Annotated in this window: 35 protein-coding genes, 1 tRNA gene, 1 other RNA gene and 1 riboswitch; of the genes, 12 read left to right on the top strand and 25 right to left on the bottom strand. The window is 63.9% G+C overall.

Features of this window, described 5'->3' with window-relative positions; all coding sequences use genetic code 11:
- The 7 genes from ACFVVK_RS04390 to ACFVVK_RS04420 all read left to right on the top strand — a co-directional run bounded on the left by ACFVVK_RS04390 (position 1) and on the right by ACFVVK_RS04420 (position 4,848).
- Positions 1-1,401, top strand: a complete 1,401-nt coding sequence (locus ACFVVK_RS04390) for a peptidoglycan DD-metalloendopeptidase family protein (protein ID WP_390263949.1) — start codon at positions 1-3, stop codon at positions 1,399-1,401.
- Positions 1,402-1,512: 111 nt separating this feature from the next.
- Positions 1,513-1,983: an SsrA-binding protein SmpB gene (gene smpB / locus ACFVVK_RS04395; protein WP_390263952.1), complete on the top strand. Its 471-nt coding sequence runs from the start codon at positions 1,513-1,515 to the stop codon at positions 1,981-1,983.
- Positions 1,984-2,136: 153 nt separating this feature from the next.
- Positions 2,137-2,505, top strand: a transfer-messenger RNA (tmRNA) gene (gene ssrA, locus ACFVVK_RS04400).
- A gap of 100 nt (positions 2,506-2,605) precedes the next feature.
- On the top strand, positions 2,606-2,818 hold the full coding sequence (locus ACFVVK_RS04405; RefSeq protein WP_390263955.1) for a hypothetical protein: 213 nt from the start codon (positions 2,606-2,608) through the stop codon (positions 2,816-2,818).
- Positions 2,811-3,275 carry a hypothetical protein gene (locus tag ACFVVK_RS04410; RefSeq protein WP_390263958.1) on the top strand — a complete coding sequence of 155 codons (465 nt, stop codon included), beginning with the start codon at positions 2,811-2,813 and terminating at the stop codon, positions 3,273-3,275. Before ACFVVK_RS04405 ends, ACFVVK_RS04410 begins: the two co-directional genes overlap by 8 nt.
- A gap of 20 nt (positions 3,276-3,295) precedes the next feature.
- Positions 3,296-3,940, top strand: a complete 645-nt coding sequence (locus ACFVVK_RS04415) for a site-specific integrase (RefSeq protein WP_390263960.1) — start codon at positions 3,296-3,298, stop codon at positions 3,938-3,940.
- 89 nt (positions 3,941-4,029) lie between these two features.
- Positions 4,030-4,848 (top strand): hypothetical protein, encoded by an 819-nt coding sequence (locus ACFVVK_RS04420; RefSeq protein ID WP_390263963.1) that lies wholly within the window; start codon positions 4,030-4,032, stop codon positions 4,846-4,848.
- Positions 4,849-4,858: 10 nt separating this feature from the next.
- Here ACFVVK_RS04420 and ACFVVK_RS04425 read toward each other — a convergent pair whose 3' ends face one another.
- Positions 4,859-5,215, bottom strand: coding sequence for a hypothetical protein (locus tag ACFVVK_RS04425; protein WP_390263966.1), 357 nt, complete (start codon positions 5,213-5,215; stop codon positions 4,859-4,861).
- A 95-nt stretch (positions 5,216-5,310) separates the two neighbouring features.
- Here ACFVVK_RS04425 and ACFVVK_RS04430 point away from each other — a divergent pair, with 95 nt between their 5' ends.
- Entirely contained in the window at positions 5,311-5,886 is a 576-nt protein-coding gene (locus tag ACFVVK_RS04430) for a hypothetical protein (RefSeq protein ID WP_390263969.1), read from the top strand.
- 66 nt (positions 5,887-5,952) lie between these two features.
- Here the strand turns inward: ACFVVK_RS04430 and ACFVVK_RS04435 are convergent, their stop codons facing one another.
- From ACFVVK_RS04435 to ACFVVK_RS04450, 4 genes are all read right to left on the bottom strand, one after another.
- Positions 5,953-6,213, bottom strand: a complete 261-nt coding sequence (locus ACFVVK_RS04435; RefSeq protein WP_390263972.1) for a hypothetical protein — start codon at positions 6,211-6,213, stop codon at positions 5,953-5,955.
- A gap of 24 nt (positions 6,214-6,237) precedes the next feature.
- Positions 6,238-6,582, bottom strand: coding sequence for a hypothetical protein (locus ACFVVK_RS04440; RefSeq protein WP_390263974.1), 345 nt, complete (start codon positions 6,580-6,582; stop codon positions 6,238-6,240).
- A 66-nt stretch (positions 6,583-6,648) separates the two neighbouring features.
- On the bottom strand, positions 6,649-7,320 hold the full coding sequence (locus ACFVVK_RS04445) for a hypothetical protein (RefSeq protein WP_390263977.1): 672 nt from the start codon (positions 7,318-7,320) through the stop codon (positions 6,649-6,651).
- Positions 7,321-7,326: 6 nt separating this feature from the next.
- A complete protein-coding gene (locus tag ACFVVK_RS04450; RefSeq protein WP_390263980.1) occupies positions 7,327-8,220 on the bottom strand; it encodes a hypothetical protein in 894 nt (297 codons plus the stop codon).
- 307 nt (positions 8,221-8,527) lie between these two features.
- Between ACFVVK_RS04450 and ACFVVK_RS04455 the strand changes: the two genes are divergently transcribed.
- A complete protein-coding gene (locus ACFVVK_RS04455; RefSeq protein ID WP_390263983.1) occupies positions 8,528-9,223 on the top strand; it encodes a hypothetical protein in 696 nt (231 codons plus the stop codon).
- Between the two features lie 130 nt (positions 9,224-9,353).
- On the opposite strand, the gene ACFVVK_RS04460 is transcribed toward ACFVVK_RS04455, so the two are convergent.
- The 10 genes from ACFVVK_RS04460 to ACFVVK_RS04505 all read right to left on the bottom strand — a co-directional run bounded on the left by ACFVVK_RS04460 (position 9,354) and on the right by ACFVVK_RS04505 (position 14,276).
- Positions 9,354-9,716: an HNH endonuclease gene (locus tag ACFVVK_RS04460; RefSeq protein WP_390263986.1), complete on the bottom strand. Its 363-nt coding sequence runs from the start codon at positions 9,714-9,716 to the stop codon at positions 9,354-9,356.
- Positions 9,661-9,882: a hypothetical protein gene (locus ACFVVK_RS04465; RefSeq protein WP_390263989.1), complete on the bottom strand. Its 222-nt coding sequence runs from the start codon at positions 9,880-9,882 to the stop codon at positions 9,661-9,663. Before ACFVVK_RS04465 ends, ACFVVK_RS04460 begins: the two co-directional genes overlap by 56 nt.
- 57 nt (positions 9,883-9,939) lie before the next feature.
- Positions 9,940-10,359, bottom strand: coding sequence for a hypothetical protein (locus tag ACFVVK_RS04470; RefSeq protein ID WP_390263992.1), 420 nt, complete (start codon positions 10,357-10,359; stop codon positions 9,940-9,942).
- Positions 10,360-10,529: 170 nt separating this feature from the next.
- Positions 10,530-10,602 (bottom strand) — tRNA-Asn (locus ACFVVK_RS04475).
- Between the two features lie 343 nt (positions 10,603-10,945).
- Entirely contained in the window at positions 10,946-11,392 is a 447-nt protein-coding gene (locus ACFVVK_RS04480; protein WP_390263995.1) for a Panacea domain-containing protein, read from the bottom strand.
- Positions 11,385-12,311, bottom strand: a complete 927-nt coding sequence (locus ACFVVK_RS04485) for a GAF domain-containing protein (RefSeq protein ID WP_390263997.1) — start codon at positions 12,309-12,311, stop codon at positions 11,385-11,387. Before ACFVVK_RS04485 ends, ACFVVK_RS04480 begins: the two co-directional genes overlap by 8 nt.
- A gap of 199 nt (positions 12,312-12,510) precedes the next feature.
- Positions 12,511-13,098: a hypothetical protein gene (locus ACFVVK_RS04490; RefSeq protein WP_390264387.1), complete on the bottom strand. Its 588-nt coding sequence runs from the start codon at positions 13,096-13,098 to the stop codon at positions 12,511-12,513.
- A gap of 215 nt (positions 13,099-13,313) precedes the next feature.
- Positions 13,314-13,535 carry a hypothetical protein gene (locus tag ACFVVK_RS04495; RefSeq protein WP_390264000.1) on the bottom strand — a complete coding sequence of 74 codons (222 nt, stop codon included), beginning with the start codon at positions 13,533-13,535 and terminating at the stop codon, positions 13,314-13,316.
- 208 nt (positions 13,536-13,743) lie between these two features.
- Positions 13,744-13,914, bottom strand: coding sequence for a hypothetical protein (locus ACFVVK_RS04500; protein WP_390264003.1), 171 nt, complete (start codon positions 13,912-13,914; stop codon positions 13,744-13,746).
- A gap of 104 nt (positions 13,915-14,018) precedes the next feature.
- Positions 14,019-14,276 (bottom strand): hypothetical protein, encoded by a 258-nt coding sequence (locus tag ACFVVK_RS04505; protein WP_390264005.1) that lies wholly within the window; start codon positions 14,274-14,276, stop codon positions 14,019-14,021.
- 51 nt (positions 14,277-14,327) lie between these two features.
- Here ACFVVK_RS04505 and ACFVVK_RS04510 point away from each other — a divergent pair, with 51 nt between their 5' ends.
- The 3 genes from ACFVVK_RS04510 to ACFVVK_RS04520 all read left to right on the top strand — a co-directional run bounded on the left by ACFVVK_RS04510 (position 14,328) and on the right by ACFVVK_RS04520 (position 16,312).
- Positions 14,328-15,107, top strand: coding sequence for a hypothetical protein (locus ACFVVK_RS04510; protein ID WP_390264008.1), 780 nt, complete (start codon positions 14,328-14,330; stop codon positions 15,105-15,107).
- An 81-nt stretch (positions 15,108-15,188) separates the two neighbouring features.
- Positions 15,189-15,524, top strand: coding sequence for a hypothetical protein (locus ACFVVK_RS04515; RefSeq protein ID WP_390264011.1), 336 nt, complete (start codon positions 15,189-15,191; stop codon positions 15,522-15,524).
- Positions 15,525-15,628: 104 nt separating this feature from the next.
- Positions 15,629-16,312, top strand: a complete 684-nt coding sequence (locus tag ACFVVK_RS04520) for a hypothetical protein (protein WP_390264014.1) — start codon at positions 15,629-15,631, stop codon at positions 16,310-16,312.
- Between the two features lie 293 nt (positions 16,313-16,605).
- Here ACFVVK_RS04520 and ACFVVK_RS04525 read toward each other — a convergent pair whose 3' ends face one another.
- From ACFVVK_RS04525 to ACFVVK_RS04570, 10 genes are all read right to left on the bottom strand, one after another.
- Positions 16,606-16,995 carry an SHOCT domain-containing protein gene (locus tag ACFVVK_RS04525; RefSeq protein WP_390264017.1) on the bottom strand — a complete coding sequence of 130 codons (390 nt, stop codon included), beginning with the start codon at positions 16,993-16,995 and terminating at the stop codon, positions 16,606-16,608.
- A gap of 41 nt (positions 16,996-17,036) precedes the next feature.
- Positions 17,037-17,513: a DUF6325 family protein gene (locus ACFVVK_RS04530; protein ID WP_390264020.1), complete on the bottom strand. Its 477-nt coding sequence runs from the start codon at positions 17,511-17,513 to the stop codon at positions 17,037-17,039.
- Between the two features lie 202 nt (positions 17,514-17,715).
- The gene (locus ACFVVK_RS04535; RefSeq protein WP_390264023.1) at positions 17,716-17,850 is read right to left on the bottom strand and encodes a hypothetical protein; all 135 of its coding nucleotides are present in this window, start codon (positions 17,848-17,850) and stop codon (positions 17,716-17,718) included.
- A 47-nt stretch (positions 17,851-17,897) separates the two neighbouring features.
- Positions 17,898-18,269: a hypothetical protein gene (locus ACFVVK_RS04540; RefSeq protein WP_390264026.1), complete on the bottom strand. Its 372-nt coding sequence runs from the start codon at positions 18,267-18,269 to the stop codon at positions 17,898-17,900.
- Positions 18,270-18,314: 45 nt separating this feature from the next.
- Positions 18,315-18,686, bottom strand: coding sequence for a fluoride efflux transporter FluC (locus tag ACFVVK_RS04545; protein WP_390264028.1), 372 nt, complete (start codon positions 18,684-18,686; stop codon positions 18,315-18,317).
- Positions 18,683-19,132 (bottom strand): fluoride efflux transporter FluC, encoded by a 450-nt coding sequence (locus ACFVVK_RS04550; RefSeq protein ID WP_390264031.1) that lies wholly within the window; start codon positions 19,130-19,132, stop codon positions 18,683-18,685. The genes ACFVVK_RS04545 and ACFVVK_RS04550 overlap by 4 nt, the downstream gene beginning before the upstream one ends.
- The gene (locus tag ACFVVK_RS04555) at positions 19,133-19,846 is read right to left on the bottom strand and encodes a metal-dependent transcriptional regulator (RefSeq protein ID WP_390264033.1); all 714 of its coding nucleotides are present in this window, start codon (positions 19,844-19,846) and stop codon (positions 19,133-19,135) included.
- A gap of 16 nt (positions 19,847-19,862) precedes the next feature.
- The gene (locus tag ACFVVK_RS04560) at positions 19,863-21,149 is read right to left on the bottom strand and encodes an Nramp family divalent metal transporter (protein WP_390264036.1); all 1,287 of its coding nucleotides are present in this window, start codon (positions 21,147-21,149) and stop codon (positions 19,863-19,865) included.
- A 209-nt stretch (positions 21,150-21,358) separates the two neighbouring features.
- Positions 21,359-22,117: a class I SAM-dependent methyltransferase gene (locus tag ACFVVK_RS04565; RefSeq protein WP_390264038.1), complete on the bottom strand. Its 759-nt coding sequence runs from the start codon at positions 22,115-22,117 to the stop codon at positions 21,359-21,361.
- Positions 22,118-22,215: 98 nt separating this feature from the next.
- The gene (locus tag ACFVVK_RS04570; protein ID WP_390264041.1) at positions 22,216-23,646 is read right to left on the bottom strand and encodes an aminotransferase class V-fold PLP-dependent enzyme; all 1,431 of its coding nucleotides are present in this window, start codon (positions 23,644-23,646) and stop codon (positions 22,216-22,218) included.
- 34 nt (positions 23,647-23,680) lie between these two features.
- Positions 23,681-23,794: riboswitch (SAM riboswitch) on the bottom strand.
- Positions 23,795-23,933: the final 139 nt, after the last annotated feature.

Below are 23,933 nucleotides of genomic sequence, written 5' to 3' on the forward strand. Positions count from 1 at the left end.
ATGACACCGATGACCCGCCGTCCCCTCCGGCACTCCGTCCGGGCCCGCCTGGTGGGACGCCGCAGCCGGATGATCAGCGCCACCCTGGCTTTGGTCCTCGCGGGGAGCATGGGCGCGTCGGCTCCGGTGGCATTCGCAGACAGCCTGGAGGACCAGCAGGCCGCGCTCCGGGACCAAGCGGCCCGGGTCCAGGACTCCCTTGAGTTCGTCGATGCCAAGATCTCCAAGGCCGCGGCAGACCTGGTCCTGTACCAGGGCCAGCTTCCCGCCGCCCAGCAGGCGCTCTCGGACGCCCAGGGCCGCGTGGCCGCTGCGGTCCAGGAAGTGGAGGCCCTCGCGGCCCGCGTGGACCTGGCGCAGCAGAACAAGGCGAAGATCACCCAGCAGCTTGATGCGGACAAGCAAAAAATCGCGGACACCCGGAAGCTGATCGGCCAGATCGCCACCCAGGCGTACAAGTCCGGCGGCGTGCCGTCCAACCTCTCCCTGTTTTTCGGCTCCAACCAGGGCGGCAGCCTGACGGACACCATCGACCTCGCAGACCAGGCCCTGCGCAGCCAGAACTCCGCGATGGACAAGCTCACCCAGCAAAACGCCACCAACGTCAACGCCCAGGCCCGGCTTGCGGCCGTCGAGGCGGAGATCACGGAGCTGAAGGCGAAGGCCGACGCCGCGCTCGCGCGGGAGAAGGCCGCCCGTGACGAGGCCGAGGCCAAGAAGGCCGCGGTGGACAAGCTCATCGCAGACACCACGCGGCTCGATGCCCAACTCCAGGCCGCCAAGCCCGGCATCCAGAAACAACTCGCCCAGGTCAAGGCCCAGCAGGACGCCGTGGCCGCGGAAATCGCGGAACGGGACCGCAAGCTCCGGGAAGCCTGGGAAGCCGAGCAGCGGCGCATCGCCGCAGCCGCGGCGGCCGCCGCCAGGGCCCGGGGCCAGGCCGTCCAGCCGTACGTCCCGGTCCAGGGACCGCCTTCGGCCTTCGGCCTCCGGCACCCGTTCGCGGCCAGTATCCCCATCACGTCCGGGTTCGGCTGGCGTGCGACGCCGCCGGGCACCATCGACTTCTACGGCACCGGCGGCTACATGCACACCGGCCTCGACTTCGGCGCAACGTGCGGCACGCCCGTCTACGCCGCGGCGGCCGGCACCGTCTTCTCGGCGGGCTGGGGGAACGACGGCGGCGGCAACCGGGTGAAGATTTCCCACGGTGTGGTCCAGGGCAACTCGCTGACCACGATCTACTACCACAACACGTCCGTCACGGTCTCGGTTGGCCAGCACGTTGAACAGGGCCAGCTGATCGCTTATTCGGGAACCACCGGCAACTCCACCGGGTGCCACGCGCACTTCGAGACCTGGCTTAATGGCCGCGCCGTGGACCCCATGACCCTGCTGTAGCCCGGGCGGCCTGCCCGTCCGCCAGCGCGGGGCCGCCGTCCTGCCGTAAACTGGAAACACTCCGCACCACACGGCCGGAGTGAACCGCCAACCAAACCGAGGAGTCCTACCGTGCCCAAAGAAAGTGGCCGTAAGGTAGTGGCCACCAACCGCAAGGCCCGGCACGACTACCACATCCTTGACACGTACGAGGCCGGCATCGCGCTGATGGGCACGGAAGTCAAGTCCCTGCGCGAGGGCCATGCCTCGATGGTGGACGGCTTCTGCACCTTCTACAACGACGAGCTGTGGATGGAGGCCATCCACATCCCCGAATACAACCAGGGGAGCTGGACCAACCATGCCGCGCGCCGCCGCCGCAAGCTGCTCTTGCACCGTGAGGAGCTGACCAAGATCTCGCACAAGATCCGCGAGTCGGGTTTCACGATCGTGCCGCTGCAGCTGTACTTCGTCGACGGCCGCGCGAAGGTGGAGATCGGCGTCGCCCGCGGCAAGAAGGAATACGACAAGCGCCAGACGCTTCGCGAACAGCAGGACAAGCGCGAGGCGCAGCGGGTCATGCGGGAACGCAACCGCCGCTAGCGGCAGGCGGGACCGCACCTGAAGGAAAGCCGCAGCCGCCGTTCCGGCCACGCGGGAATGATTCCGGCCGACGGTGCGTTATGATGGGTAGTCCGGGATGGGATTCCGCGGAAGGCCAGCCTGGTTCGAGAAAGAAAATTGATAAAAAAATACGGGGATGATCGGTTTCGACGATGTTAGTCGCGACAGGTGAAGCGGGCCGAGGATGCAGAATTATCTCGTAAACGCTGTCTGCAAACCAATAAGTGCCGAATCAAAACGCACTGACTTCGCTCTCGCTGCCTAAGCAGTAAGACAGTCCGTCAGCCCGAGGTTGCTATTGCCCCGGATCCTGGCGTCATTTAAATAGCCACTGCTGTTTGCCTCCGTCATCGGGGTAAACGGGACTCTTAGATGACTGGGCCCGGATCAGCCAGCTGTTTGCAGCATGGCTGGGGCCGAGAAACTCCAACGCAAACTGCGCCCGGAGAAGCCCTGACAACACGACATCGGACGGGGGTTCAATTCCCCCCATCTCCACCTAAGGTAGGCCCTAGATCCCAGTGATCTAGGGCTTTTCTTTTTGCCTGTTGGCGAGAAGGCCCATTTTGTTGGCGAAAAACGACTCAGCTAGGGGACAGGCATGGGACAGATGCAGGACAGGCCGGAGACAGAACGAGGCGAGGAGCGAGAGGATCAGATCGCCCAAGAGCTGAAGAAGCACTCGGACGTCGAGTACGTATGGGGTAGGTGGTACTGCGAGTGCGGCGTCAAATTCAGGAGCAGCCACACCGAGCTCGCAGCCCATCGTGACGCCGTAGAGCGGAAGCTGAGAGGCGACGTATCCCGTGGCTAGCATCCGGACTCGTGTGAAGGCGAACGGCGCCGAGTCGCACACCGTGAACTGGCGTGACCCTGAGCCTGGGCTCAAGTCGCGCACCTTCGATGACAAGCAAAAGGCGCAGGAACTCAAAGACTTCCTCGACGGCAATGGGAACAGCTTCAAGCTCGCCGCCAAAGCGAAGGTCCGTAAAGACTCCACGGCGCCGACCGTCTCCGAAGTCGTCATACGCCACATCGACCTCCTGCGGAAACCTCAGCCGGGCACGATCGCTAAGTACCGGCGCATGGCAGCCGGCCACATCGACGGCAGCGACCTCGGCCAGACACGCGTCGACAAGGTCAACAAGGCCGCTGTGATCGACTGGCTCGACCAGCTCAAGGTGCTGCAGGGGCCAACCAGAAGGTCGGTGAGCCACTGTCCCGCAAGTCCTAGCAGAACGTCCACGCACTGCTCTCCGCCGCGTTCGTGACCGCCATGGACGCCGAGACAATGACCCGCAACACAGCCAAGGGAGTCGCAGAAGCAGACCTCAACGAAGCGCGCGAGGCCATCTACCTCTCGCCCGAAGATCTCGTCATGCTCGCCGAGCGCGTCAACCCGCACTACTCACTGTTCATCCGGTTCCTGGCCGGCACCGGACTCCGCTACTCCGAAGCGACCGCACTACGCCGGCGGGACATCACCCTGCGCGACGGCCGCGCCGCTGTCCGCGTCGAACGAGCATGGAAGTCGGTAGGCCAGGGTGAGGAGATCGGGCCGCCGAAAACCAAGAAGGCGAGGCGCACAGTGACCTGCAACGTGGCACTGTCAGCCGAGCTCGCCGAACACCTCAAGCCGCTGCGCCCGGACGACTTCGCGTTCCAGCGGCCAGACGGCGACTACGTCCGCAACTCCCGCTTCCACAAAGAAGTCTGGCAACCCCTCATGGCGCGGCTGCTCGAGGACGGCAGCCTGGACCGCAAGCCTTGGATACACGAGATCCGGCACGCGCACACCATACACCTGCTCGATGCCGGCGTCCCAGTCCACGTCGTGCAGGCTCGACTAGGGCACGAGGACCCACAGACCACCCTGCGCGTATACGCTCGACTGTCCAAGGCATCCGACGCCGCTGCAGCGGACGCCCTCGGCTAGTACATGGACTGTTGATCACATGTCGGGCGGGTCTGCGAAGAGGTGCGACCATGGGACTCTGCTAGCGTTCCACGAATCAAGGAGTCAGTATGCACGTATTTGAGCTTACAAAGCCTGGCGGATGGCTTGAAGGTATTGACGATGAGCGTGAAATGCAAGACATCAACGCGCTGCTTGACCTATTGTCCGACTGCCTCATCGATGCGGCCGTGTCACTCTCACTCTTCCAAGAGGCAAGCGCAAATGACTACGCGCAGCCGGGCTTCGATCAGGAAAAGCGGGAACAGGAGAGGCAACAGGAGTACCTCATTCTGAAGCGCATGGAGAGCGATTTGATGTCCCGGTTGAGGGCCGAGCACGGAGAAGAAGAAGCGTACAAAGCGTACGGCGAGGCATATGGGAGTCTTGTCGACCAATCACACATTGAAGCGAAGAGGCTGCGGTGGCAGGCCGGCGAAGTGCCCAAGTCATACACTGGCCGGCTTCCGTTCCTTCATGCGAAGTCCTGCCTATATGCGCTGGATACGATGCACAAGTCCCTAAAAACGCTGAAGTGCCTGCCCGCGGCGCCGGGTCAAGTCGAGAAGGCCTATAGCGAGTTCGATGCGGCATTTCCGGGCTTGGTCGCCGTCCGGGATTCTGCCCATCATGCCGAGGACCGAGTGCAAGGTAAGAAACGAAAAGCCCGGATCGAGCCGGTCCCGGTCATAAACGATACGATCCATGCGCCTAACGGCTTCATGGCCACAGACCTTCTGAACGGCAATCGATATGGGACCACGTTGGCAGATGGAAGCTACGGTGAGGTGGAGATCAGTGTGGCGTCCGTGGCTATCGCCCAACGAATCGTACAGTCAGTCTTTGACGCCTTCCAGTGGAGGGGCCACGCTAGTCACGGGCCGTTCTAATGGACACCCTTTATGCCAGCAGGAAGCCAGAGAGCCGGTTGCCCCACCGGATGGCGCGGAGTTTCTCCGGGCAGCGCCGGTATTCTTCGATGTCCCATTCGGAATCGGTGACACGGCGGACGTTGCCGGCGGGGACCCATGCCCAGTGTTTGTGGTCAGCGTCGTCGCCCCAGGCAACGAGGATATAAGAGGGGTTCCACCGTTCGGCGACGGCGTACACGTCCAGCGTGGCGCCGCCGGCCAGCGGGACGCTCGCCATGACCTTGGGGTAGTTCCCGTACTCCCACGAACGTGTCTCCTCCGCTGGGTGTCCGGGATCAGGACGGAGATACTCGTAAGCGGTCCTGTCGAGGGTAAACGATGCCATGCGCCAAGAGTATCGGCCCGTCAAGAGGCTCGACTTTTTGATCGTCGGTCCGCCCCGGTATGCTCGCCGAACAATCAACTACTTGGGGGTCCACCTTGAAACGTCTTCTTGCCGCGATCGTACTTATCCTGGCGGCGACGGGCTGCAGTGCCCAAACGCAAGCGCCGGCGGCCCAGCCGTCGACGTCGACCGCGAGTGCCACGCCGACCGCTGCGGCGCCGATCGTCCTCAAGCCCGGTGCGTTCACCTTCGAGAACGCCGCTGGCACCAAGGGCGCGCTGCAGATCCCGGGCAAGCCGGACGCCGAGATAGAGAAGCTCCGGGCGCTGGCACCAGGTGCGCCGAAGGTGACGTACTTGACCGTTCACGTAGATAACCGGGTAGGGACCGTGGCAGCGAACATGTACGGCGTCAGCATCTTCACGCCTGCGGGCGAGGAACTCAAGTACACGAACGCAGACGCCTACATCGACTCGATCAGGCCGTCTGGCGCGTCGGCCGATGTTTATAACCAGTTCATCGCGGCCGGCAACGCGCACATGGAGTCGGCCAAACCGAAGGCGGTAAAGGACTTTGTCCTCATCGGGCCGCCCGTGCCTACTGAGATGGCGTCGATCACGGTTTATCCGACCGGCATGTCCAATCCAGTCGAGGCCGCGCCCGCCTCTTAGACAGACACAAAAAGTGCCCCCGCCGTCCGTTTAGGACAGCGGGGGCATTCCGTTGCTCGGATGGTGCTAGCCGCCGTCCTGGGGAGCGAACCAGCGGAGGACGCGATACTTGCGCAGCCACTCGTTTACGCCGGGGACGGCGAGGACTCTGGTCACGATGGCGGCCAGCGCGGTCGCTGCTACCAGCGTGCCGTTGAGTCCGAGGAAGACCCAGCCGGGCAGGTAGACCTCATAGGGCCGCAGCGCGTCCATGACGGCGAGCAATACGCCGTTGAGCAGCGCCGACGACGAGATAGACGACGCTCTCCACGAGCTGGAAAGCTCCACGCCGGCCATTCAGATCCGGCCGCTTCACGCTGCGGCGCCGAACTGGTTATTGGCAACGACGTTCCACTTCGCCTCGACGATGTATTTGATGCTGTAGTCGAGGACTTCGCTGGTGTCCACGCCGCCGCCTTGGAGCAGAGTTGACGCCGCAGCGACCTCCGGCATGTTGGCCACGTAGGCAGTCATCAGCTCGATCGGCTCCAGCGGGTGGTCGACTACCCAATCCCGCATGAGACGCTGCTCCAGCGTCATGTCCGGCGGGTTCGCTACCCAATAGAGCGCCTGGACCAGCAAGGCCGCGTTCGCTCGCTGCTGCAGCTCGTAGTCATCGCGGATCCGGGCGTACTTCAGCAGTTCTGTGTCTGCCATGTTTTGTGTCCTTTCGCGTAGCAGCGGGCCGCCCCAGGGTGTGAGGCGGCCCGCTGCGTTGTGGGGTTACTTCGTCCAGGTGACCCGGATCTTCGGATCGTGGGCGTAGCCGTACCGCTCGTATCCGCCACCGGATCCGCCGAGGGTGAGCCCTCGGTGCAAGCCGGTGCGGAAACCGTCCCACGTGCTCGTGCTGAGCTTGATCCAGCGGCCGGCCGCACGTGGCCAGCCGAGCGACGCCGCGTGCGCGTAGGTTTTCGCCGGCGCCGTCGAGGTGAGCCCGGTCTGCCCGTGCAGACCGATGTAGGCGTCGCCGCCCGAGCCCTGATACCAGAAGTCGTAATACACATAGACCCAGACGCCGGTGACGGTGCCGCCGGAGGTGATCGCGCTAGAGATCGCCGACCCAAAGACCGCCATAGAGGACAGGTCGCCGTTACTCGTGCCGTACTGCAGGCCCGAGTACATATGCCCCGAGTCCCAGTTGTACGTGGCGCCGTTACCCAGGAAGGACCGAATCCCGGTTGCGGGGAACGTCTGGTCGTAGTTCTTCCGAACGGGCGGCGCCGTGACCTCTCCGCCGGTGGAACCGCCCGGGGGAGCGTCGGCCGTGCCGTCCCGGTCCTCGCCGGTTTCGGGGACCGCCGGGCCGATGTCGGTGACGGTCATAATCACGCCGCGGTAACCGTTCGCGATGACCTTGCCGCGGCCGGCCGACTCGACCTGATAACTGAGCAACAGGGACTAGTCGCCGCTCGTGGTCGTCGTCAGTAGCCGGTTGAACGTGATCGGCGAGCGGACGCTCGTGTTCCATGACGCGGGAAGCGAATAGGCCTGGTCGATGACCGGGTCCGCGATAGTCGCGGCCCGGCCGGCGGGTCCCTGGTGCAGCTTGACCATAGTGTCCGAGTTCGCCGTGTCCGATTTCATGTGGATCGGCGAGGTCGAAACCGTATACATGCGCCCGGCCTTGAGCGATGCCTGCAGGTGCAGGTAAGGGTGCGCCGAGGTGCCGGCGTAGAACTTGCCGTCGGTGTACCTTGAGGCCCACGCGATGATGTTGCCGCCGAGCCCGTCCAACGTGTCGCTTAGCTGCGTGCCGCCTAGGATGATCCCGCCGGTATTCGTGACCAGGTCGTATCCCTCGACGTCCATGCTGGTCGCCGACATCGCGCCCGTTGAGCTGATGGACGCGACGAGCTCGTTCTGGGCATTCAGCACGCCGAAATAGTCGTCCGCGTCGGTGCCCATCCGCATAACCTCGGTCGGCAGTCCGCCGGCGGCGTTGGCCGCGAGGACTTTGAAGCTGGTTGGCGTCATCTTCGCGTGAGTCCCGGCAGGGTTGCCCGCGATGATTTCCGAGATCAGCGCCAGGGTGGCCTCCAGCTTGGCGGCCTTGACCGCACCGTCCTCAATCGTGACCGCGTTTACCTGCTTGCGGAGCATGAGGCTATTGGCCACGATGGTCGCTTTGCCGACAAGCCCCGAGACGCGGACCTCTGGCAGGATCCAATAGCACGTCGCCGGGATGTCGGCCACGTAGGTATTGACGCCGTTCACGAGCGCCGGCGCGCCGGTGATCGTGACGGTTGCCGCCCCGTCCTTTGTGCGCCCCGAGATGCGGATGTCGCCGGTCACATGCCCGTCTGAAGCGTGATGTTCGCCTGGAATACGTACTTAGCGCCCGGGGTCGCCGGGATCCAGTCCTTGTACGTTGCGGCCGACTGGTTTATGCCGGTCGGCCTAAAATCCGCCCTTGCCCTGAATGATGTTGTCCAACTCATCCAAACGGTCAGCCAAGCGCGCCGCCTCAAGGACCATAACGTCGCGGGGAACATCAGCCGTCGCTATCGCGTCCCTCAGAGCCGAACCGCGCTCACCAAGGCCAGCAGGAACATCCAAGCGGCCTCGCCTCCTTTTACGCGATGTGTGATGAGATTTGGGGGTGAATCACAACAACAGGCAACGCGAACGATGGGTTGCAGTTCTGGCAGCACTAACCTTCGTCTTCGGCTTTGGCGTCATGGTCGGACACACCGGCTTCCGCGTTGACGCAGGCGCGCTGGGGAATGTCTTTGGTGTAACGCCGCATCAATGGGGCGTGTTGCTCTCAGGTTTGGTCGGTTCGGTTGCCGGTGGAGCGGTAGCAGTGTGGGTACTGCGCAGGACCATTGAACACCAGGAAGAGAATCATCGGCTTCAACTGCGGACGGCACGCGGCCTCCATTCCGAGCAACTTGAGGCTCAGAAATCAGAAGCAACAAGGGAGCGGGCACATGTGGCTGCTGCGGGCATTCTGTCTGGCCTGTGGCTCGTGAATAGGGCCTCAAAGGCATCGGCGGAGCAGATGAGTGAGCAGATTGACTCCATCATTCTCGCTGCCCACAGCCTCCGACTCGAGCGTGAGCACACGGACCTTGCACAGACTCTTATGCAGATGATCGGTGAACTTGAGGAAACTCCGGAAGTAGTGGCTGGCAATCAGCGAGCCCGGAAGGAACTGCTCCAGATAACTGCAAGGACTTCTGCAGCCATCGTCGTGTGGTTCCAAGCGGCCGACAAATCGGAGCGAAGAGGAGCGCTGGACTCCATCCGACGCGCGAAGGAAGCGACTGCGAGCTTGGTGCGTTCCTGCGGTTGAGCAACTCGGGGGGATATTTTTCGCTATGCCCGGGGAGCGAGGCGCGGGCGGTGGGGGAGGGGGTACTCCCCCTACCCCTTTTTTATGGGGTCTGGGATAAGGAAAAGCGCTATCCGCAGGTTGTCCACAGTCACCATGCTCTGCTTGTCTTGAGTGGCCTGGCTGCGAGGATGATTTTGGTTTTGGGTGCTGGTCGATCGCCTTTTGGTTGGTTGCATCGTCTGCAGCACACTGCGAGGTTGTCGACGTGGTCTTGTCCGCCCTTGGCATGGGCTATGACGTGGTCTGTCTCGGCGCTGCTGGGCTTGAGGCTGACTTGGTAGTCAAGATTGACCTGGCAGTATGGGCAGCGCTCTATGCCTTGTGCTTGGGCGAGGTGAAGCATGCGCCTGCGAGCCTTCTTGTACTGGGAAGTGCCAGTGCGCGATGTGGCCACGTCAGTTCCGGCTGAACCCGACAGGCCTTGCCCGGTAGGCGCCGCTGTCGTCGTCATCGATCGATCGGCCAGGGTAGCCGCTATGCATCTCGGGAGGGGACGTGAAGGAGTGCGCATGCTCGCTTCGTGCTTCGCCTGCGCCTTTGGGCCCGTACTCGTGGGGTTTGCTGATGGCTGCTGCCGCTGCTTCGAGCCAGGCACAGAGTGCGCGGTATAGGCGCATGATGCCTCCTCTGCGTCCGGCGTCAGTATTTTGCGTCGGCTTGAGTTATTGGCCGCGTCAGAAGGACAATCCCTTCGCGACATCCTCAACGTTTTTCTTGTGTTCCACCAATCGGGCTGCCTCCGCGTCGTGGCGCTGAATTGCTTCCCGGTGGTTCCGCTCCGACAGTTCATTCACCTTTGCCACAACGCCGGTCAGCGTTTGAAGGTGGTAATCTCGCACTTCCTCGACCGTCGTCGAACTGAGAACGAAGGAGTCCATGTAGCAGCGAGCAGTGCCAGGGCGGTGCATCGTCGTGGAGGATGGCGGCGCATCCCAAACGGCTACCATAGCCTGCTGTTCGAAGTTGCTCAGTGGACGGGAGAGCGTAAGGGGAACAGCGTAGAGAGCAGAGCCCGGGGATCCATCGTTCGTCGGCACGCCCATGGTGGCTGTGTTGACTCCGGTGATCCTGAACGGGGCATAGTCGTTGGTCATGCAGCTAGTCTCACATTGGGCTGCGACATTCTGCAGTACTCGGATGCGGCATGTCTCCAGCAGAAATCTGCCTGGCGCTTTCGTCCGTTGGGTGCCGCAGCATCGGACTTTTGGACGGCTACTGGCTCCGCTGCTGTGCGCAATGGTTGGTCAGGGGCGGTCACCGTCAGTTGATCAGTCAGGGGTCGAACCTGAAACCTCCCGGGTAACAGCCGGGTGCCCTGCCATTTGAGCTACTGAGCATTGTGCCGGCGCCATCACGGCGAGCGGCGGTGCGCTTGACCCTGGGCGGGGGATGCGGCCTCCATGGGGGAATGATGGCAACAAAAAAGCCGGTCGCTGTTGGCGATCCGGCTTGGTGGGGAAACACTTCTTCCCTCGATCTGACACACTATCTGATTTGTGCGTTCCATGGCGACTTATCTGGGCCTCTGCGTGTCGTGCCAGTCACCGAGCAACTCGTTGGGGTGGTGTCGGCCTGCCTGCGGGACTGTCATGCCAACGCAGAACGCCCCACCACCGGGATTTGGCGGTGAGGCGGGTTGCATGGCGCTCGAGAGGTTCAGAAGTTGAGCCGGCAGGAACTCTAAGCCCGCGATTCCTGAGCGAGCGCCCGGAAATGGGCCTCCATGTCAGAAATCTTTACTTCCTGATTGCTGCTGGCACCCGGATGCGACGACCCCCGGGCTTTAAGCCAAGGCTCTTCTTGATGGGTCAGTTCGCTGAGCTGCAGCCCACTCATGTTCTTGTATGCAGCCAAAACGTCATCGATTACGGAGCGTTCCGTGTGGGACAGCTGGGATGCATCGCCTTTTTCCCAAACGTCCACCGAAGCTTCGAGGCGGTGATATGCATAAAGTTCCCGTACGACGGGGCCGAGTCGCCAAGCCTCGATCCGTGCTCGGAAGAGCGGTTTACCCTCCCATGCGAGGTGCCAGCCTTGACTGTAGTAGCACAGCTTCTGCAGTTTCATGGTGGACATGTTGCCGAGCCTGGAAACTATGTAAGCAGCAACGTCATGAACGTCAGCCATTGTTGCTCCCTTCATTGCGTTGGTCAAAGGCTACAGTACTTCTGGTCGCGGATGCCGGATACGGTGCCGTGCGAAGGCTGCGGACTGTTAGCGTTCTACTGGGCACCACCGGCTCGCTCGGAGCGGCCAGATGAAGACCAATCGCGAGCATGGAAGCTAGCGTTTGGGCAGTCACGACATGATCGTCGGTCAGTGAGCCCGCCACGACTGCATCGAGCGTCAGGACGCCGAGTTCGTCGTTACCAGAGTATATGGGCACGGCGACAAATGAGTTGTATATCTTTGCTTCCGAATCAATACGCTTGTTCGTTTTTGAGGTATCCGTGATGTGTAGGGGCTGCCGCGTGGCCAGGACGTCGAATAGGAGATCGCCGTGATCGGTGCCCCTTCGAAAGTCCCGTCGTGGCGAGTCGGCCCGGCCGCAGTGCGGGGGGCGGTGAACCAGCAGGCTTGGCTTGTCGCTGTCGGCCTTGGTCACAGATCCGTCGAGGATGTACAGGCATGCCCTCGCCCGCTCCACATCGAAGAGCGATACAGAGCTCGTCATGGCGGACTGGATGTACGCCTCGAGATTCGCTTGCCTTGTAACCGGGTCCAGTACCTTCAGCAGCAACGTATACACATGAGACAGGCGACCGTTGAATGCCGCCACTGCCTTCCGGCCGGCACCCTCAAGGTCTCGCTTGGAAGAGTCCTTCTCTTCGTTTTCGAACTTTTTTGCGACGTGAGCCAGGAACCATCCGAGGGAAAGGATGAGAATCCCGCAGGCTATGAATTTCTTCCCCGGATTGCTTAGGTCACGCAGCCCAATCGTGACTAGCGCGCCGCCCGCGAAGGTAACGGCCGATGATAAGAGCGTGGACCAGATGCTGGCGAAGAACCTGCGGAGCCTCGGGAACTGGTACAACCACTTGATCAAGCTACAACGCCCCCGATGGTCGTGGGATCGAGCAGGCGCTGGGGCACTTGAGACTCTTTAGACGAGCGGGGCATCAGCTCATTATTGCTGAGTGTGCCTGGAGCACGAAATCGCCACGTCTGGGGCCGATGACGTGACAACATATGAAGCCCCGCCGTGGTAGGGGTCGGCGGGGCTTCAGTTTGTGGCCCGCTGCGACCTAAGGGACCCGCGTGTCGTGCCATGCATTGATGACCTCGTGCGGGTGGTAGGTCGGCTGCGGTTCTCGGCCGACTGGGTTGAGTTTGCCGCGGCGTGCCCAGTTCCGGATGTCCATGCTGGTGACGACGATCCTGGCGTTCTGCCTCAGCCAGGGGAGGAGTTCTCGCGTTGGCATTGCCGGTGCGATGTTGCGGACGCGCTCGCGGTTGGCGGCGTGGTTGATGGGTGGCTCGTCGGGACCGCTGACGAGTAGCTCGGCTTTGGTGACCCAGTCCTGAATGAGCCACGCGAGTCCGGCCGCTCGGCTGTCCTGGGCATAGGCCTTCGCATCCGTCCCGACGCTGCGGAGGTTCTCTTGCAGCTGGAGGGCGTCGAGGCTTATGGGCGCCGCGGATCCGGGCTGGTGGCCGCCACCTCCACCACCACCTGCTGGCCTGACGTTGTCGAGCCTGGCCACGGTGACGCTGAGCTCGCGGACGAGGACGGGCACCTTATCGAGCCACTGCTGCAGGTCGGATGTGCAGCGTCCGCACAGGTATGTGCTGGTGTGGTTCCGGCAATCCTCAGTGGTGCATTCGTGACTCACTTGTTGAGCACCTCTCTGACGGTGAACGCCTTGGTGGATAGCACGAGGATGCGCTCGCCGTCGCTGTCGCCGTGGTTCCAGAAACCGACTCGTCCGGCTTCGTAGAAGTAGATTTCATGGGAGCTGATCTCGCGATCGGAGCCGCCGTCGTAGACCCGGTACGCGAACTTCCGGAGTCGCCGGGCCGGGGTGGTTTCGGGCTTTCCCGTAGAACGTCATTTCGTCCCTTCGATGATTTGGATTGGTGCGGGCAGTCCGGTGAGTTCGCCATAAGCAGTCATCACGCCGAGTGCTGCGGCGCGGAGGTGCACGTTGGCGTCGTCGCTGAGGCGCCCGTCGAGGTCCCGGACGAGCTCGACGGTTGCGCGCATGGTCCGGAAGAGGCGATCGGTTGCCGGATCCGTGCGCGCCGTGTGGCCGCCAGGCTTGCGCTTCACTCCTTGGCCTCGGCGATGGTGGCCCGCAGAGGCTTATCGCCGGGGAGTGAGGCGCCATTCAGGAGTCGCTGGACTGATGCTTCAATCTCGGCGATGACGCTGATGCCTTGAGTGCGCTCGCTGGATTACATGTCGTAGAACTCATCCCGTGAGCTTTCGATGGTCGTCGAGCGTCCGGCGATGCTCAGTTCGAATTTGAGGCTGCCCATTATTTCTTCGCCGTCCGTGCGATCTTGGCCGCCTTGGCAACAGCCCGAGCATGCGTGCGGTACTTGCCGCGGGTTTCGCCGTCGACGGTCACGCGCCAGGGCTTCCGATATTCGCGGGGCCCGGGTCGGCGGCCGACGTAGTAGTCCACGAGGTAGTCGAGGTTGAACACCTGCGGGCGGAACGGTCAGCGCCCATCTCGCCTGTGTGAGGTTTGGCCTTCGGACCCCCTTGTGGTGATTACCTGAATCTGCTGGCGCCATCCAGCGGTGATCCTCACCGGGTGCGCGGGTCGTCGTCCGCCACTATGTAGACGTTCTCGATGAGTTCCTGGGCGGCAGACTCGAGGATGTTCAGGGTGAGGCCCTTCGCCTTTGGGACGATGCGTTCGAGTCGCCAGTCCACGACGCCGCAGTGGCTGAGGTCGGCGTGCGTGGACAGGTGGATGAATAACCATTGGGCCATGGGGGACAGGTCCAGGAAGTCATCATCAACCCAGATTCCAACCTTGATCTGCCCGTATTGCCTAGCCATGCTGGTCCCTTCTCGGACAGGCCAAGAGCCGTCCGCGTATATGATCCGGGGATGGATTTGATCGTTTGTGGTGATGCGCTTTGGGTCTCGTGCGGCACGTGGATCGCGTTTTGGAACGGCCTGATCGGTGCACTGGCAAGCGCCGTCCTTGCCGCAGGCGTGGCGTTCCTCGTAGTTTGGCTGACGAACAAGCACCAGGGCACGTTGGCCGCTGCTGCTCTAAAGGAACAGCAGCGGCTCGCTTCGGAGGCACTTCAGGAACAACGTGACATTGCTGAGCGGGCTCTGGCCGAGCAGCGGAATCTTGCGGCAACCGCTTCGCGGGAGCAGAAGTTTCAATACCACCGTGAACTACTTGAACAACGGAGTTCGATGAAGGTCCAGCTCGAAGCTCAGAGGTCTGAGGCGTCCAAAGCGCGATACTTCACCGCCACGGCCGACCTCATCACAGCCGTAGAATCGTGCGCCAACGTTTTTCGGCGGGGAGGCGACATCGAGGAGGCATTTGTCCAGATGGAATCTGCTCGCGTTCGCATGAGTTTCGACTCTGACTCGCCCGATCTGATGAAAGAGCTCGAGTCGTGGATATATCTGATTTGGGATCTCACCAAACTGGCGAGCATTGAGTGGGATGCGCGGCTGGACCATGACGGAGGTCCGTTGGCGACGTTGACTATGGCTAGTGTGACTCTGACGACTGTCCTCGCGCTGTGGCATCGCTCCACACCGGAGGACCGGACGGACATGCTTTCGCGGCTTGGTGACCTTCGAAAGTCCTCGGAGGACGATTCTGAGCGTTACCGTACGTTGCTGGATCGCTTGGATAAGTGATTCACCGCCCCGGGTTTCGGCCATACAGACGACGAGGTCAGGGGCAGCGAGACTGTCGGTGACTTTCTGTATGCTCCGGCCATGACTATTGACGTTAGTTCTGCAGGTTTGCTCGCTCAGGTGATCCCGGCTCTGTTGGTCTTCCTTGCCTTGGAGGACCGCCTTTCCCCTGCCAAGATCTCGGCCCGGAAGTGGCGCCGGCGACTCATGCAATGGAGGGAGGCTGCCGTCATCGCAAATCTTCTGGCCCTGGCCTTTTGCTTGGGTATCGTCGTCACGAAGATTGAGGACTTTGTGATCAGCCTCTTCATCGCTGCGAGCGTTGCGCTCCTCCTCGTTGTTCTGGCTCTGCTCTTTGCTGGCATGTTCGGCAGGGAAGACGAGCGGATCACTCCCCAAGTGGATGCGGCTTCCTAGCTGACTTATGCAGCCTGCAGGGTTTCAGTCATGCAGGCGACGAGGTCACGGGCCGCCGGCCGCGTTACGGAGTTGCCGGCTGCCTCCCTAGATAAGCTTCTGCAATGGCCTTCATACTTCCGTGCCCTCCGGGCGACACCGTTACGTGTGCAATCCTCGAAGTCGCTAGAGCGCTCTCAGATGGTCCGTCGGCTTTTACCGTGTGGGCAACCCTGATCGTGCCCATCTTTGCGGCCGCCGCGTCCACGGCAGTCGCGGTGGTTTCGGCAACCATCGCGAAGAAGGCCCGCGACATCGCCTCGGACTCGGAAGACGCACGTGTAGCTGCCGAGTCGGAGCGAGTTGACCGGGAGTACGAAGGTCGCATGCATGGAGCGTTCATCGAAGTATTTGGCGCCATTGCTGGTCTTGCTGGCGACCTGCAAGATTTCGCTTCCTATCAGGAGTATGCGAGGACTGCCAATCAGTATGTCCCCGTCGAGGACCGGCCAAGGACTCCTTCGGATATAAAGTTGCTCGCCGAGATTGCATCGGCCCGCCTGCTCGCCAAGAACGCCGACGAGATCGAGCTCCTAAACAGCATTCGTGAGCTCACACTTCAGAGCCGGTCGAAGGAACTACGCGTCCGCTCCATCGTCCTCGCTGAGGTTTGGCCAATAGTCATCCTTTGGCAGAACGCCGACGAGACAAAGCGCCAAGAGTTGCTTGATCGCTTCGACGAACTGCGTGGCATTGAATCCGCCGAGCAGACTCCTTCCTGGGTTTCGGTGGGCGCTGCTCGCGTCTGAGGTTCGCCTCGGCAAGATAAGTATCGTTCCGGTGTAAAAGTCTCGGCCATATGGGCGACGAAGTTATTGGCGGCCTGGGGAGCATGCTGCCGCGCCCTAGTGTGTCGCGGGCTGGAGCTATTGTTTAGCCCATGACTAATTCATGGGGGACAGCAGTCGGCTGGACTGACAAACCCCGCAGAAAAGGTGGGGGAAGCGTTTTACGACGCTTCCCCCACCTTTTCTTGTTGTCCAGATCTTGTCGTCCCGTTTTACGGGTAGCCCCGGGCGGCGTAGATCCCGTAGCGCGGGCGCTACGTCCCCAGGATTTTCGCCTTCTGGGCCGCGAATTCTTCGTCGGTCAGGATTCCCTGCTCCCTCAGCGCACCAAGCTCCTTGAGCTGCTGGATGGTGTCGTCGCTGATGCCGCCCGCGGCTTGTGGGGCCGGCGCCGGCTGCTGATACACGGGTTGCTGCTGATATGCCGCGGGCTGCTGATACGCCTGTTCCTGCTGGTATGCCGGCGGCTGCTGATACCCCTGTTGCTGGTTCATCTGCTGGTCGTAGGCCTCCTGCTGCTTGGCCGCAGTCGCAGCGTCCTTCTCGGCAAACTTCGAGGCCTGCCGGCGCTGGACCCGGCCGCTCACCGCACTCGCCGTCCCAGCAACGACCGCCGTCCGTGCCATTCCCCTAAGGAGTCCCATAACTCTTCCCTTCCCGCATCTGTTCTTATGCCCCTAGGCCCTTACGTGCCGGTTTCCTGCTGCTGCTGCGCCGCATCCTGGGCCTCGAGGGCTTCGAGCGCTTCCATCACGTCCGGTGCAGGGATCCGTGTGCTCGCGATGAGCTCGCCCCCGCTATCGCGGACGGCCGCTACGAACGGTGCGGCCCAGATGTTCTCGTAGACAATCAGCGCGGCGACCGTTCCTGGCTGGACCGCCGCCGACGCCTCTGCAATATCGTCATCGTCCAGAAGTCCAGACCGGGCGCCGTCGAAGTAGGAGAACGCCGCCGCCGGACCGGTTGGGTCGGTAAGTTCGAGCACCTCGACGGTGCCGTCCTGGTTCTTCATGACGACGAGGAGATCGAACAGGCGGATCACGCCCTGTTCGATGAGCTTGACCATTTCCTCGCTCGCCCGCCCCGTCAGTCCCTCCACGGGGAACTCAAGGAGTACGAAGTCGACCGGCCCGTGGGCCTCGGTCTCCGGTGTGGTTGTCACTGGCATTCCTCCGGTCTGGTTCGAGCACGCCGGACAGCGCGCTGGTCCTGGTGTGGACGTCATAACGACATGGACCTCAAGACCACTAAAGCGCCAAGCAGGGGCACCCGCATCACCCGTTGCGGGTGAGCCCGGCGCCCATGTGGAACGCCAGAGGGCCGGAAGCAACGGCTTCCGGCCCTCTGGGTTTGGCGCTTTGGTTTCAGCGCTTCTTGATGTGTGCCACCGGGTCAGTGTGGGCATCGACGATGTGCTTTGCCTTCTTCTCTGCCCGTTTTTCCTTGATGGTCTTGACCGACTTCTTCGTCGTGCTCTGGTGCGGCGTTTTGTCAGGCATGGTGCTCTCCCTCACGGCAGGGGCCCGGAGTAGCCCCTCTTTCTAAGCTACGCCTCGGGAACGGCGGCGTCCACGATGCCTGCGAAGCGGCTGCCGACGCCGTCGTACACACTGCGCACGAGTCCGGGACCGAGGGGCGGGATGTCGCGGGCCTCGTGGTGCGCGCAGCAGACATAGGTGAAATCCGGCCACCACTTCTTGGGCCGCGCCGCCTCGGAGAATCCGCAGACGGCGCACGTGAGCTGGACCCAGACGGGACGCTTGCCGGTCCGGTTCGCCTTGGACTGCACAAGCCAGGCGGGGGGATTGTCCAGCAGGTCGCCCAGCTCGGCTTCGGTGAGGCGGGAAGGGATGCCGTGACGGTTCGCCATCTCCAGCGGAATGTCGAGGATTTGGGCTGCTTCACGTCGGGTAACCATCCTTCAACGATACGGGAACGACGGCGACGGCGGAGCCGACGGCGGCTAGCCGGCGAGGAGGAGTCCAAGGGCCGCCGCCGCGAGGCCGGTGAGGAGATTCGAGCCGACGTTGAGCGCTGCCGCGCGGTAGCGCGTTTCGCTGACCAGGCGCACCGTGGCGGTGCTCCACGAGCTGAAGGTGGTCAGGCCGCCGGCCAGTCCGGTCGCGATCCCGGCGTGCCAGTCGGCGCCCAGCTCCAGGTGGCCGGTCAGGCCCACGGACCAGCCGATGATGAACGATCCCGCGATGTTGACCGCCAGGGTCGCCCACGGCCAGTGCGGGCGGGTGCCCTGGTGGTGGGCAAAGAAGGAGTCGACGGCGAACCGCAGGAGGGCACCGGCCACACCAAACACGCCCACCAGGAGCGCGGTGGTCACTGCGCACCCCCGCGGAGGTCGGCAATCGCCTTGCCCGTCTTCCAGCCCGCGGCCGCGGCGCCGAGGCCCAAAACCAGCGAGAGCCCGAGGTAGGTCAGCCAGATGGCGTGGAGGCCGGCGTGGATCTCCTGGTCAATGGCCAGCACCAGTGCCGAAAAGGTGGTGAAGGAGCCCAGCACGCCGGGGCCGATGCCGGCCCGCAGCCAGAAAGCGGTCCTGGGCCGCGCGATCCAGATGGTGGTCAGCGTTGCCAGGACGAAGCTTCCGGCCACATTGATCGCCAGCGTGGTCCACGGCACCTCTCCCGCGCTTTCCGGGAACAGCAGCCCGGCGCCGAACCGCAGTTCGGTGCCGATCAGCCCGCCGACGGCGACGGCGGCCCAGGCCTTCCAGCCCGGCACCCCGGGGCGGGAACGGGCTGGGCGTACGTCGAGGGCCTCCTTCATCTAGCGGTCCTCGACGCTGCAGCCCGGGTGTGGAGCGTCGCTGTGGACCCAGAGGGCCGAGGCTACTTCCCCGGCGAGATCGAAGTCGCGGGGCCCTGCAGGGGAGTCGATCCGCACCACGAGCGGGCCGCCGAAGGGTTTGCGGCCAACCACCACCACGCCGGCGTCGAGCTCGATTTCCTCGGCGGCGAGGTAGCGAAGGATCTCCGGGTTTTCGTCACTGATCCTGGTGATCCTGCCGGTGTGGCCGTCGTCGAGGTCGCTCATGCGGTGCGCTGCCGGCATCACCACGGAGCCGTCCGCGGCCGGGATCGGATCGCCGTGCGGGTCCCGCACCGGGTTCCCCAGCTTCGCGGCCATCCGGTCAATGAAGGCGTCCGAGACGGCATGTTCCAGCAGTTCGGCTTCATCGTGGACCTCGTCCCAGCGGTAGCCGAGCTCCTGGACGAGGAAAGTTTCGATCAGCCGGTGCCGCCGGACCATGGACAACGCGAGGCGGGTGCCGTCGCTGGTCAGGGTGACGGCGCTGTAGGGCTTGTGGTCAACGAGGCCCTGGTCCTTGAGCTTGCGGACCATTTCCGAGACCGAGGAGTTGGCGACGCCCAGGCGCTGGGCCAGCTGCGTGGAGGTGATGGGTTTGTGCTGCCACTCGGTGAAGGAATAGATGACCTTGACGTAGTCCTCGATCGAGGAGGAGGGCGTACTGGTCTTCACAGACCCAAGCCTACCGTCAGCCGCGCCCCGAGAAGGTGAGCCACAGCAGGACCAGGTTCAGGGCCACCACGAGCACCACGCTGATAATCGCGGCAACCCGGAGGACCATGCCGTCGGCAAACCGGCCCATCAGGGATTTCTTGCTGGTCAGGACCACCAGCGGGACGAGGACGAACGGAATGCCGAAGCTCAGGACCACCTGGCTCAGGATCAGTGCCCATGTGGGGTCGAAACCTACCGCCAGCAGCACCACCGCGGGAATCAGCGTGACGACGCGGCGAGCCATGACGGGGATCCGGATCTTGAGCAGTCCCTGCATGATGGTGCCGCCGGCATAGCAGCCCACGGAGGTGGACGCCAGCCCGGACGCGAGGAGCCCGACCGCGAAGACCACGCCGACGATGGGGCCGAGGTTGGCGGAGATGGCCGCGTGCGCGCCCTCAATGGTGTCTGTTCCCTCTTCGCCGCCGAGCGTGGAGGCGGCAAGGAGCAGCATGCCGATGTTCACGACCCCGGCGATGGCCAGCGCGGACACGACGTCGAGGCGGGTGGCCCGGACCAGGCGGGCGACGGCGGACGGCGGGACATGCTCGTGTTCGTTGGGCCGGTGCCGGTCCCGGGACAGCGCGGAGTGGACGTAGATGGCATGCGGCATGACGGTGGCGCCAAGCATGCTGGCGGCCAGCAGGACGGTGTCCGGCCCCTGGAAACCGGGAATGAGGCCGGCCAGGGCTGCCCTCGGATCCGGCGGGCTGATGATCAGCCCGGCGAGGAATCCGATGGTGATGATGCCGAGCAGGAACATGATGATGAATTCGAACGGCCGCTGCTTCTCCCGGGCCTGCACGGCGAGCAGGAGCATCGATACCGCGCCGACAATCAGTGCGCCGAGGGGGAGGGGGAGGCCGAACAGCAGGTTGAGTGCGATTGCCCCGCCCACCACCTCGGCCAGGTCGGTGGCGGCGGCCACGATCTCGGCCTGCAGCCAGAAGGCCCGGCGCCAGAAGGGCTTGAGCCGTTCGCCCAGGATTTCCGGCAGGCTCTTGCCGGTGACGATCCCGAGTTTGGCGGACTGGTACTGCACGAGGACGGCCATGACGTTGGCGACCACGAGCACCCACACGAGCAGGTAGCCGTACTGCGCACCGGCGGTCAGGTTGGCGGCCACGTTTCCGGGGTCCACGTAGGCGATCGAGGCCACGAAGGCGGGCCCCAGCAGCGTGATCAGCGCCCTGCGGGCACCGGGGTGCTTGTACGTGCGGGAACCCTGCGGCGGTTGTTCGTGTCCTTTGACGTCCAGCACTGGCAGCTCCCGTGATTGGCGCGTCCGTCGACGCGATGATCGGCGCCGGCTGGAATAAAGACACCGGCGTCAGAGTTTCGATTGCCTACAAGAATTTGTTAGGCATACCGAAACCATAAGCCCGGGGGCGGCGGTGTGCAATCCTGAGCTGATCGGTTGAGTCATGAGCCGGCCGGCACGGGTCAGTCGGTAAAGCCGCCGGCCGGTCCTCAGGTCCGGAAGGCGCGCCAGGTCTGTGTGAGGTAGGGCAGCCGGAGGAGCTCGCCGGGGGCATGGCCCAGGTGTTCGTGCAGGTACCAATCGAGGTTGGCCATGACCTTGGCCCGGGCGGCTTCGGATGCCGCGAGGTAGTAGCTGCGCGACTTTGTCAGCTCCTGGATGTCGCCCGTGGTGACGGGATCCTCCCACCGGGTCAGGTGGCTCTCCAGGCCGGTGAACTCGGGGCCCACGGGCGGGCGGAAGTGCGGTTTGTGCACGTCCCCGGCGTGCATGATGCGCGAGAGCCGGTGCACCCAGGGCACGGCGGTGTCCAGCTGGTTCCAGACCAGGCCCAGGACGCCGTGCGGGCGCAGGATCCGGGCGATCTCGGTGCTGGCAAGGCCGGGATCGCACCAGTGCCAGGCCTGGGCCACCGTGACCAGATCGAAGGACTCCGGCTCCAGTCCGGTGTCCTCGGCGGTGCCCTCGACGGCGGTCACAACCGGCAGGGTCCCGCGCAGCTGCTCGAGCATGTCGGCGGACGGGTCAACGGCCACCGTGTGCAGTCCGCGTGCCGCCAGCAGGGCGGTGAATTTGCCGGTGCCGGCACCAATGTCCGCGGCGTCGTGCGCTCCGGCGGGGATCAGCCAGTCAGCCGATTCCGCTGGGTAGCCCGGGCGGACCCGTTCGTAGTGCGCGCCGCCGTCCTGGAAGCTTTGTCCGAGCTCCTGGCGCCGCACACTGTGCAATTTGGGGCCGCCGCGTGCCAAGTGCGATCTCCTTCGGGAAGGTCCTGCCGGTTACAGATACCTTTTGAATTTACCGCACTGGCACCTGGCCCGAAGGTTCTGGCTTAGTCCCGCCGTCCTTATTCCACGGTGCAGGGCGCGGCGCCGGCCGTGCCGGGCGTGTTCGGCGCCCAGTGGGGGTAGGTGCGTGTGTCGTTGGCCGGGACCCAGCGGCCGGCGTCCACCACATAGTCCCAGCCGAGGCCGGTTTGGCGCAGTTGCTGCAGGCCAGCCAGCAGCCGTTCGGCATCCTCCAGCCGGGACCCGAGACCGAAGCTGGCGCGCAGCGAGCCGGCCGGCAGGCCGAGCCGCTTGAGCAGGGGGTGGGCACAGAAGCGGCCGTCGCGCAGGCCGATGCCGTGTTCGGCGGACAGGTAGGCGGCCACCAGCCCGGCGTCGTAGCCTTCCACGGAAAAGTTCACGACGCCGATGGTGCTGGTCTGATCCTCGGCGGGGGAGGAATCGGCAAAGATCCGGTGCACGGTCACGCCTTCGATGCGCTCGAGTCCCGCGACCAGGAAGGACCGGATGGCATCCTCATGGGCGTACCACTGCGCCGGGTCCAGTTCCCCGATGACCTGGGTGGCGCGGGCAAGGGCGGCGGCGCCGAGGACGTTGGGCGAGCCGCCCTCGTGCCGGGCCGGCCCGGTGGTCCAGCTGACGGAGTCAAGCCGGGCGTCGCGGACGGCGCCGCCACCGGCAAGGTGGGGGGTGCCGGCGTCGAGCCAGTCGGTCCGCCCCACGAGCACGCCGGCGCCGAACGGGGCGTAAAGCTTGTGCCCCGAGAAGGCGACGTAGTCGACGTCGTCCGCGGCGGTATCGATCCGCCGGTGCGGGGCCAGTTGCGCGGCGTCGACGACGATCCGGGCGCCAAACTCGTGCGCCAGCGCAGCCAGGGCCCGGATCGGCAGGATTTCGCCGGTGACGTTGGAGGCGCCGGTGACGGCCAGCAGGCTCACACCGCCGCGGGCAAGCTCCTCCCGGAGACGGTCGACGGTGGCCGCGAGGGTGGGGGCGGCCACGATGCTGCGGTGCGGGACGTTCTGCCAGGGCAGGAGGTTGGCGTGGTGCTCGATGTCGAGGTAGAGGACTTCGCCGGCGGGCCGGCCGTCCCGCAACGGCAGGCAGCCGGCCAGCAGGTTCAGGGAATCGGTCGTGTTCCGGGTGAAGATGACGGAATCATCCGGCCGGCCGCCGACGAACTCCCGCACAATGTCCCGGGCGTTCTCGTAAACGGAGGTGCTGATCTGGGATGCATAGCCGGCGCCGCGGTGGACGCTCGCGTAATACGGCAGGATTTCGTTCAGGTAGGCCGAGACCACGGAGAGGGCCGGGGCGGAGGCGCCATAGTCGAGGTTGGCGTAGCGGGCGGAGCCGCCGGTGATCAGCGGAGCCTGGATTTCGGCCCCGGTGACGGCGGCCAGCGGGCTGGCGGCCGCGGCAAAGCGTCCGGCAGCCCGCCGGGCCTCGGCGTGGAATTCGGGGGCGGTGGGGAAAACGGCAGTTGTCATGGGACCTCATTCGGACAGGACCCCACCTCGTGGGAATCCGCGCTTGCCGTGCCCGTTCCGGACCGGCCAGGTCGTCACCCGGGGCACCCCACCGCGACTGGAGGGTTGCCGGCCAGCAAACCGGGGTTTAGCGCTGGCACTCGTGACCTGCATCGAGCGTAGGACATCCCCGCGGGCGGGGAAAAGGCGGCCCCGGAATGTGAAGCGCTTTGTTACGCAGCCAGAACGGCCCAGTGGCCGAACAAAAGACGGCGGCAGCCCCGGAAAGGGGACTGCCGCCGTCGAAT

Origin of the sequence: Arthrobacter sp. NPDC058192 (assembly GCF_042883665.1) — a bacterium.
Taxonomy (GTDB): domain Bacteria; phylum Actinomycetota; class Actinomycetes; order Actinomycetales; family Micrococcaceae; genus Arthrobacter.

What these genes read in the sequence shown, in the direction of transcription:
- ACFVVK_RS04390 (WP_390263949.1), top strand. Translation starts at nt 1, where the DNA reads ATGACACCGATGACCCGCCGTCCCCTCCGGCACTCCGTCCGGGCCCGC.
- ACFVVK_RS04405 (WP_390263955.1), top strand. Translation starts at nt 2,606, where the DNA reads ATGGGACAGATGCAGGACAGGCCGGAGACAGAACGAGGCGAGGAGCGA.
- ACFVVK_RS04415 (WP_390263960.1), top strand. Translation starts at nt 3,296, where the DNA reads ATGACCCGCAACACAGCCAAGGGAGTCGCAGAAGCAGACCTCAACGAA.
- ACFVVK_RS04420 (WP_390263963.1), top strand. Translation starts at nt 4,030, where the DNA reads ATGCACGTATTTGAGCTTACAAAGCCTGGCGGATGGCTTGAAGGTATT.
- ACFVVK_RS04425 (WP_390263966.1), bottom strand. Translation starts at nt 5,215, where the DNA reads ATGGCATCGTTTACCCTCGACAGGACCGCTTACGAGTATCTCCGTCCT.
- ACFVVK_RS04440 (WP_390263974.1), bottom strand. Translation starts at nt 6,582, where the DNA reads ATGGCAGACACAGAACTGCTGAAGTACGCCCGGATCCGCGATGACTAC.
- ACFVVK_RS04460 (WP_390263986.1), bottom strand. Translation starts at nt 9,716, where the DNA reads ATGACGACGACAGCGGCGCCTACCGGGCAAGGCCTGTCGGGTTCAGCC.
- ACFVVK_RS04465 (WP_390263989.1), bottom strand. Translation starts at nt 9,882, where the DNA reads ATGCGCCTATACCGCGCACTCTGTGCCTGGCTCGAAGCAGCGGCAGCA.
- ACFVVK_RS04470 (WP_390263992.1), bottom strand. Translation starts at nt 10,359, where the DNA reads ATGACCAACGACTATGCCCCGTTCAGGATCACCGGAGTCAACACAGCC.
- ACFVVK_RS04480 (WP_390263995.1), bottom strand. Translation starts at nt 11,392, where the DNA reads ATGGCTGACGTTCATGACGTTGCTGCTTACATAGTTTCCAGGCTCGGC.
- ACFVVK_RS04505 (WP_390264005.1), bottom strand. Translation starts at nt 14,276, where the DNA reads ATGGCTAGGCAATACGGGCAGATCAAGGTTGGAATCTGGGTTGATGAT.
- ACFVVK_RS04510 (WP_390264008.1), top strand. Translation starts at nt 14,328, where the DNA reads ATGGATTTGATCGTTTGTGGTGATGCGCTTTGGGTCTCGTGCGGCACG.
- ACFVVK_RS04515 (WP_390264011.1), top strand. Translation starts at nt 15,189, where the DNA reads ATGACTATTGACGTTAGTTCTGCAGGTTTGCTCGCTCAGGTGATCCCG.
- ACFVVK_RS04520 (WP_390264014.1), top strand. Translation starts at nt 15,629, where the DNA reads ATGGCCTTCATACTTCCGTGCCCTCCGGGCGACACCGTTACGTGTGCA.
- ACFVVK_RS04525 (WP_390264017.1), bottom strand. Translation starts at nt 16,995, where the DNA reads ATGGGACTCCTTAGGGGAATGGCACGGACGGCGGTCGTTGCTGGGACG.
- ACFVVK_RS04535 (WP_390264023.1), bottom strand. Translation starts at nt 17,850, where the DNA reads ATGCCTGACAAAACGCCGCACCAGAGCACGACGAAGAAGTCGGTCAAG.
- ACFVVK_RS04540 (WP_390264026.1), bottom strand. Translation starts at nt 18,269, where the DNA reads ATGGTTACCCGACGTGAAGCAGCCCAAATCCTCGACATTCCGCTGGAG.
- ACFVVK_RS04550 (WP_390264031.1), bottom strand. Translation starts at nt 19,132, where the DNA reads ATGAAGGAGGCCCTCGACGTACGCCCAGCCCGTTCCCGCCCCGGGGTG.
- ACFVVK_RS04570 (WP_390264041.1), bottom strand. Translation starts at nt 23,646, where the DNA reads ATGACAACTGCCGTTTTCCCCACCGCCCCCGAATTCCACGCCGAGGCC.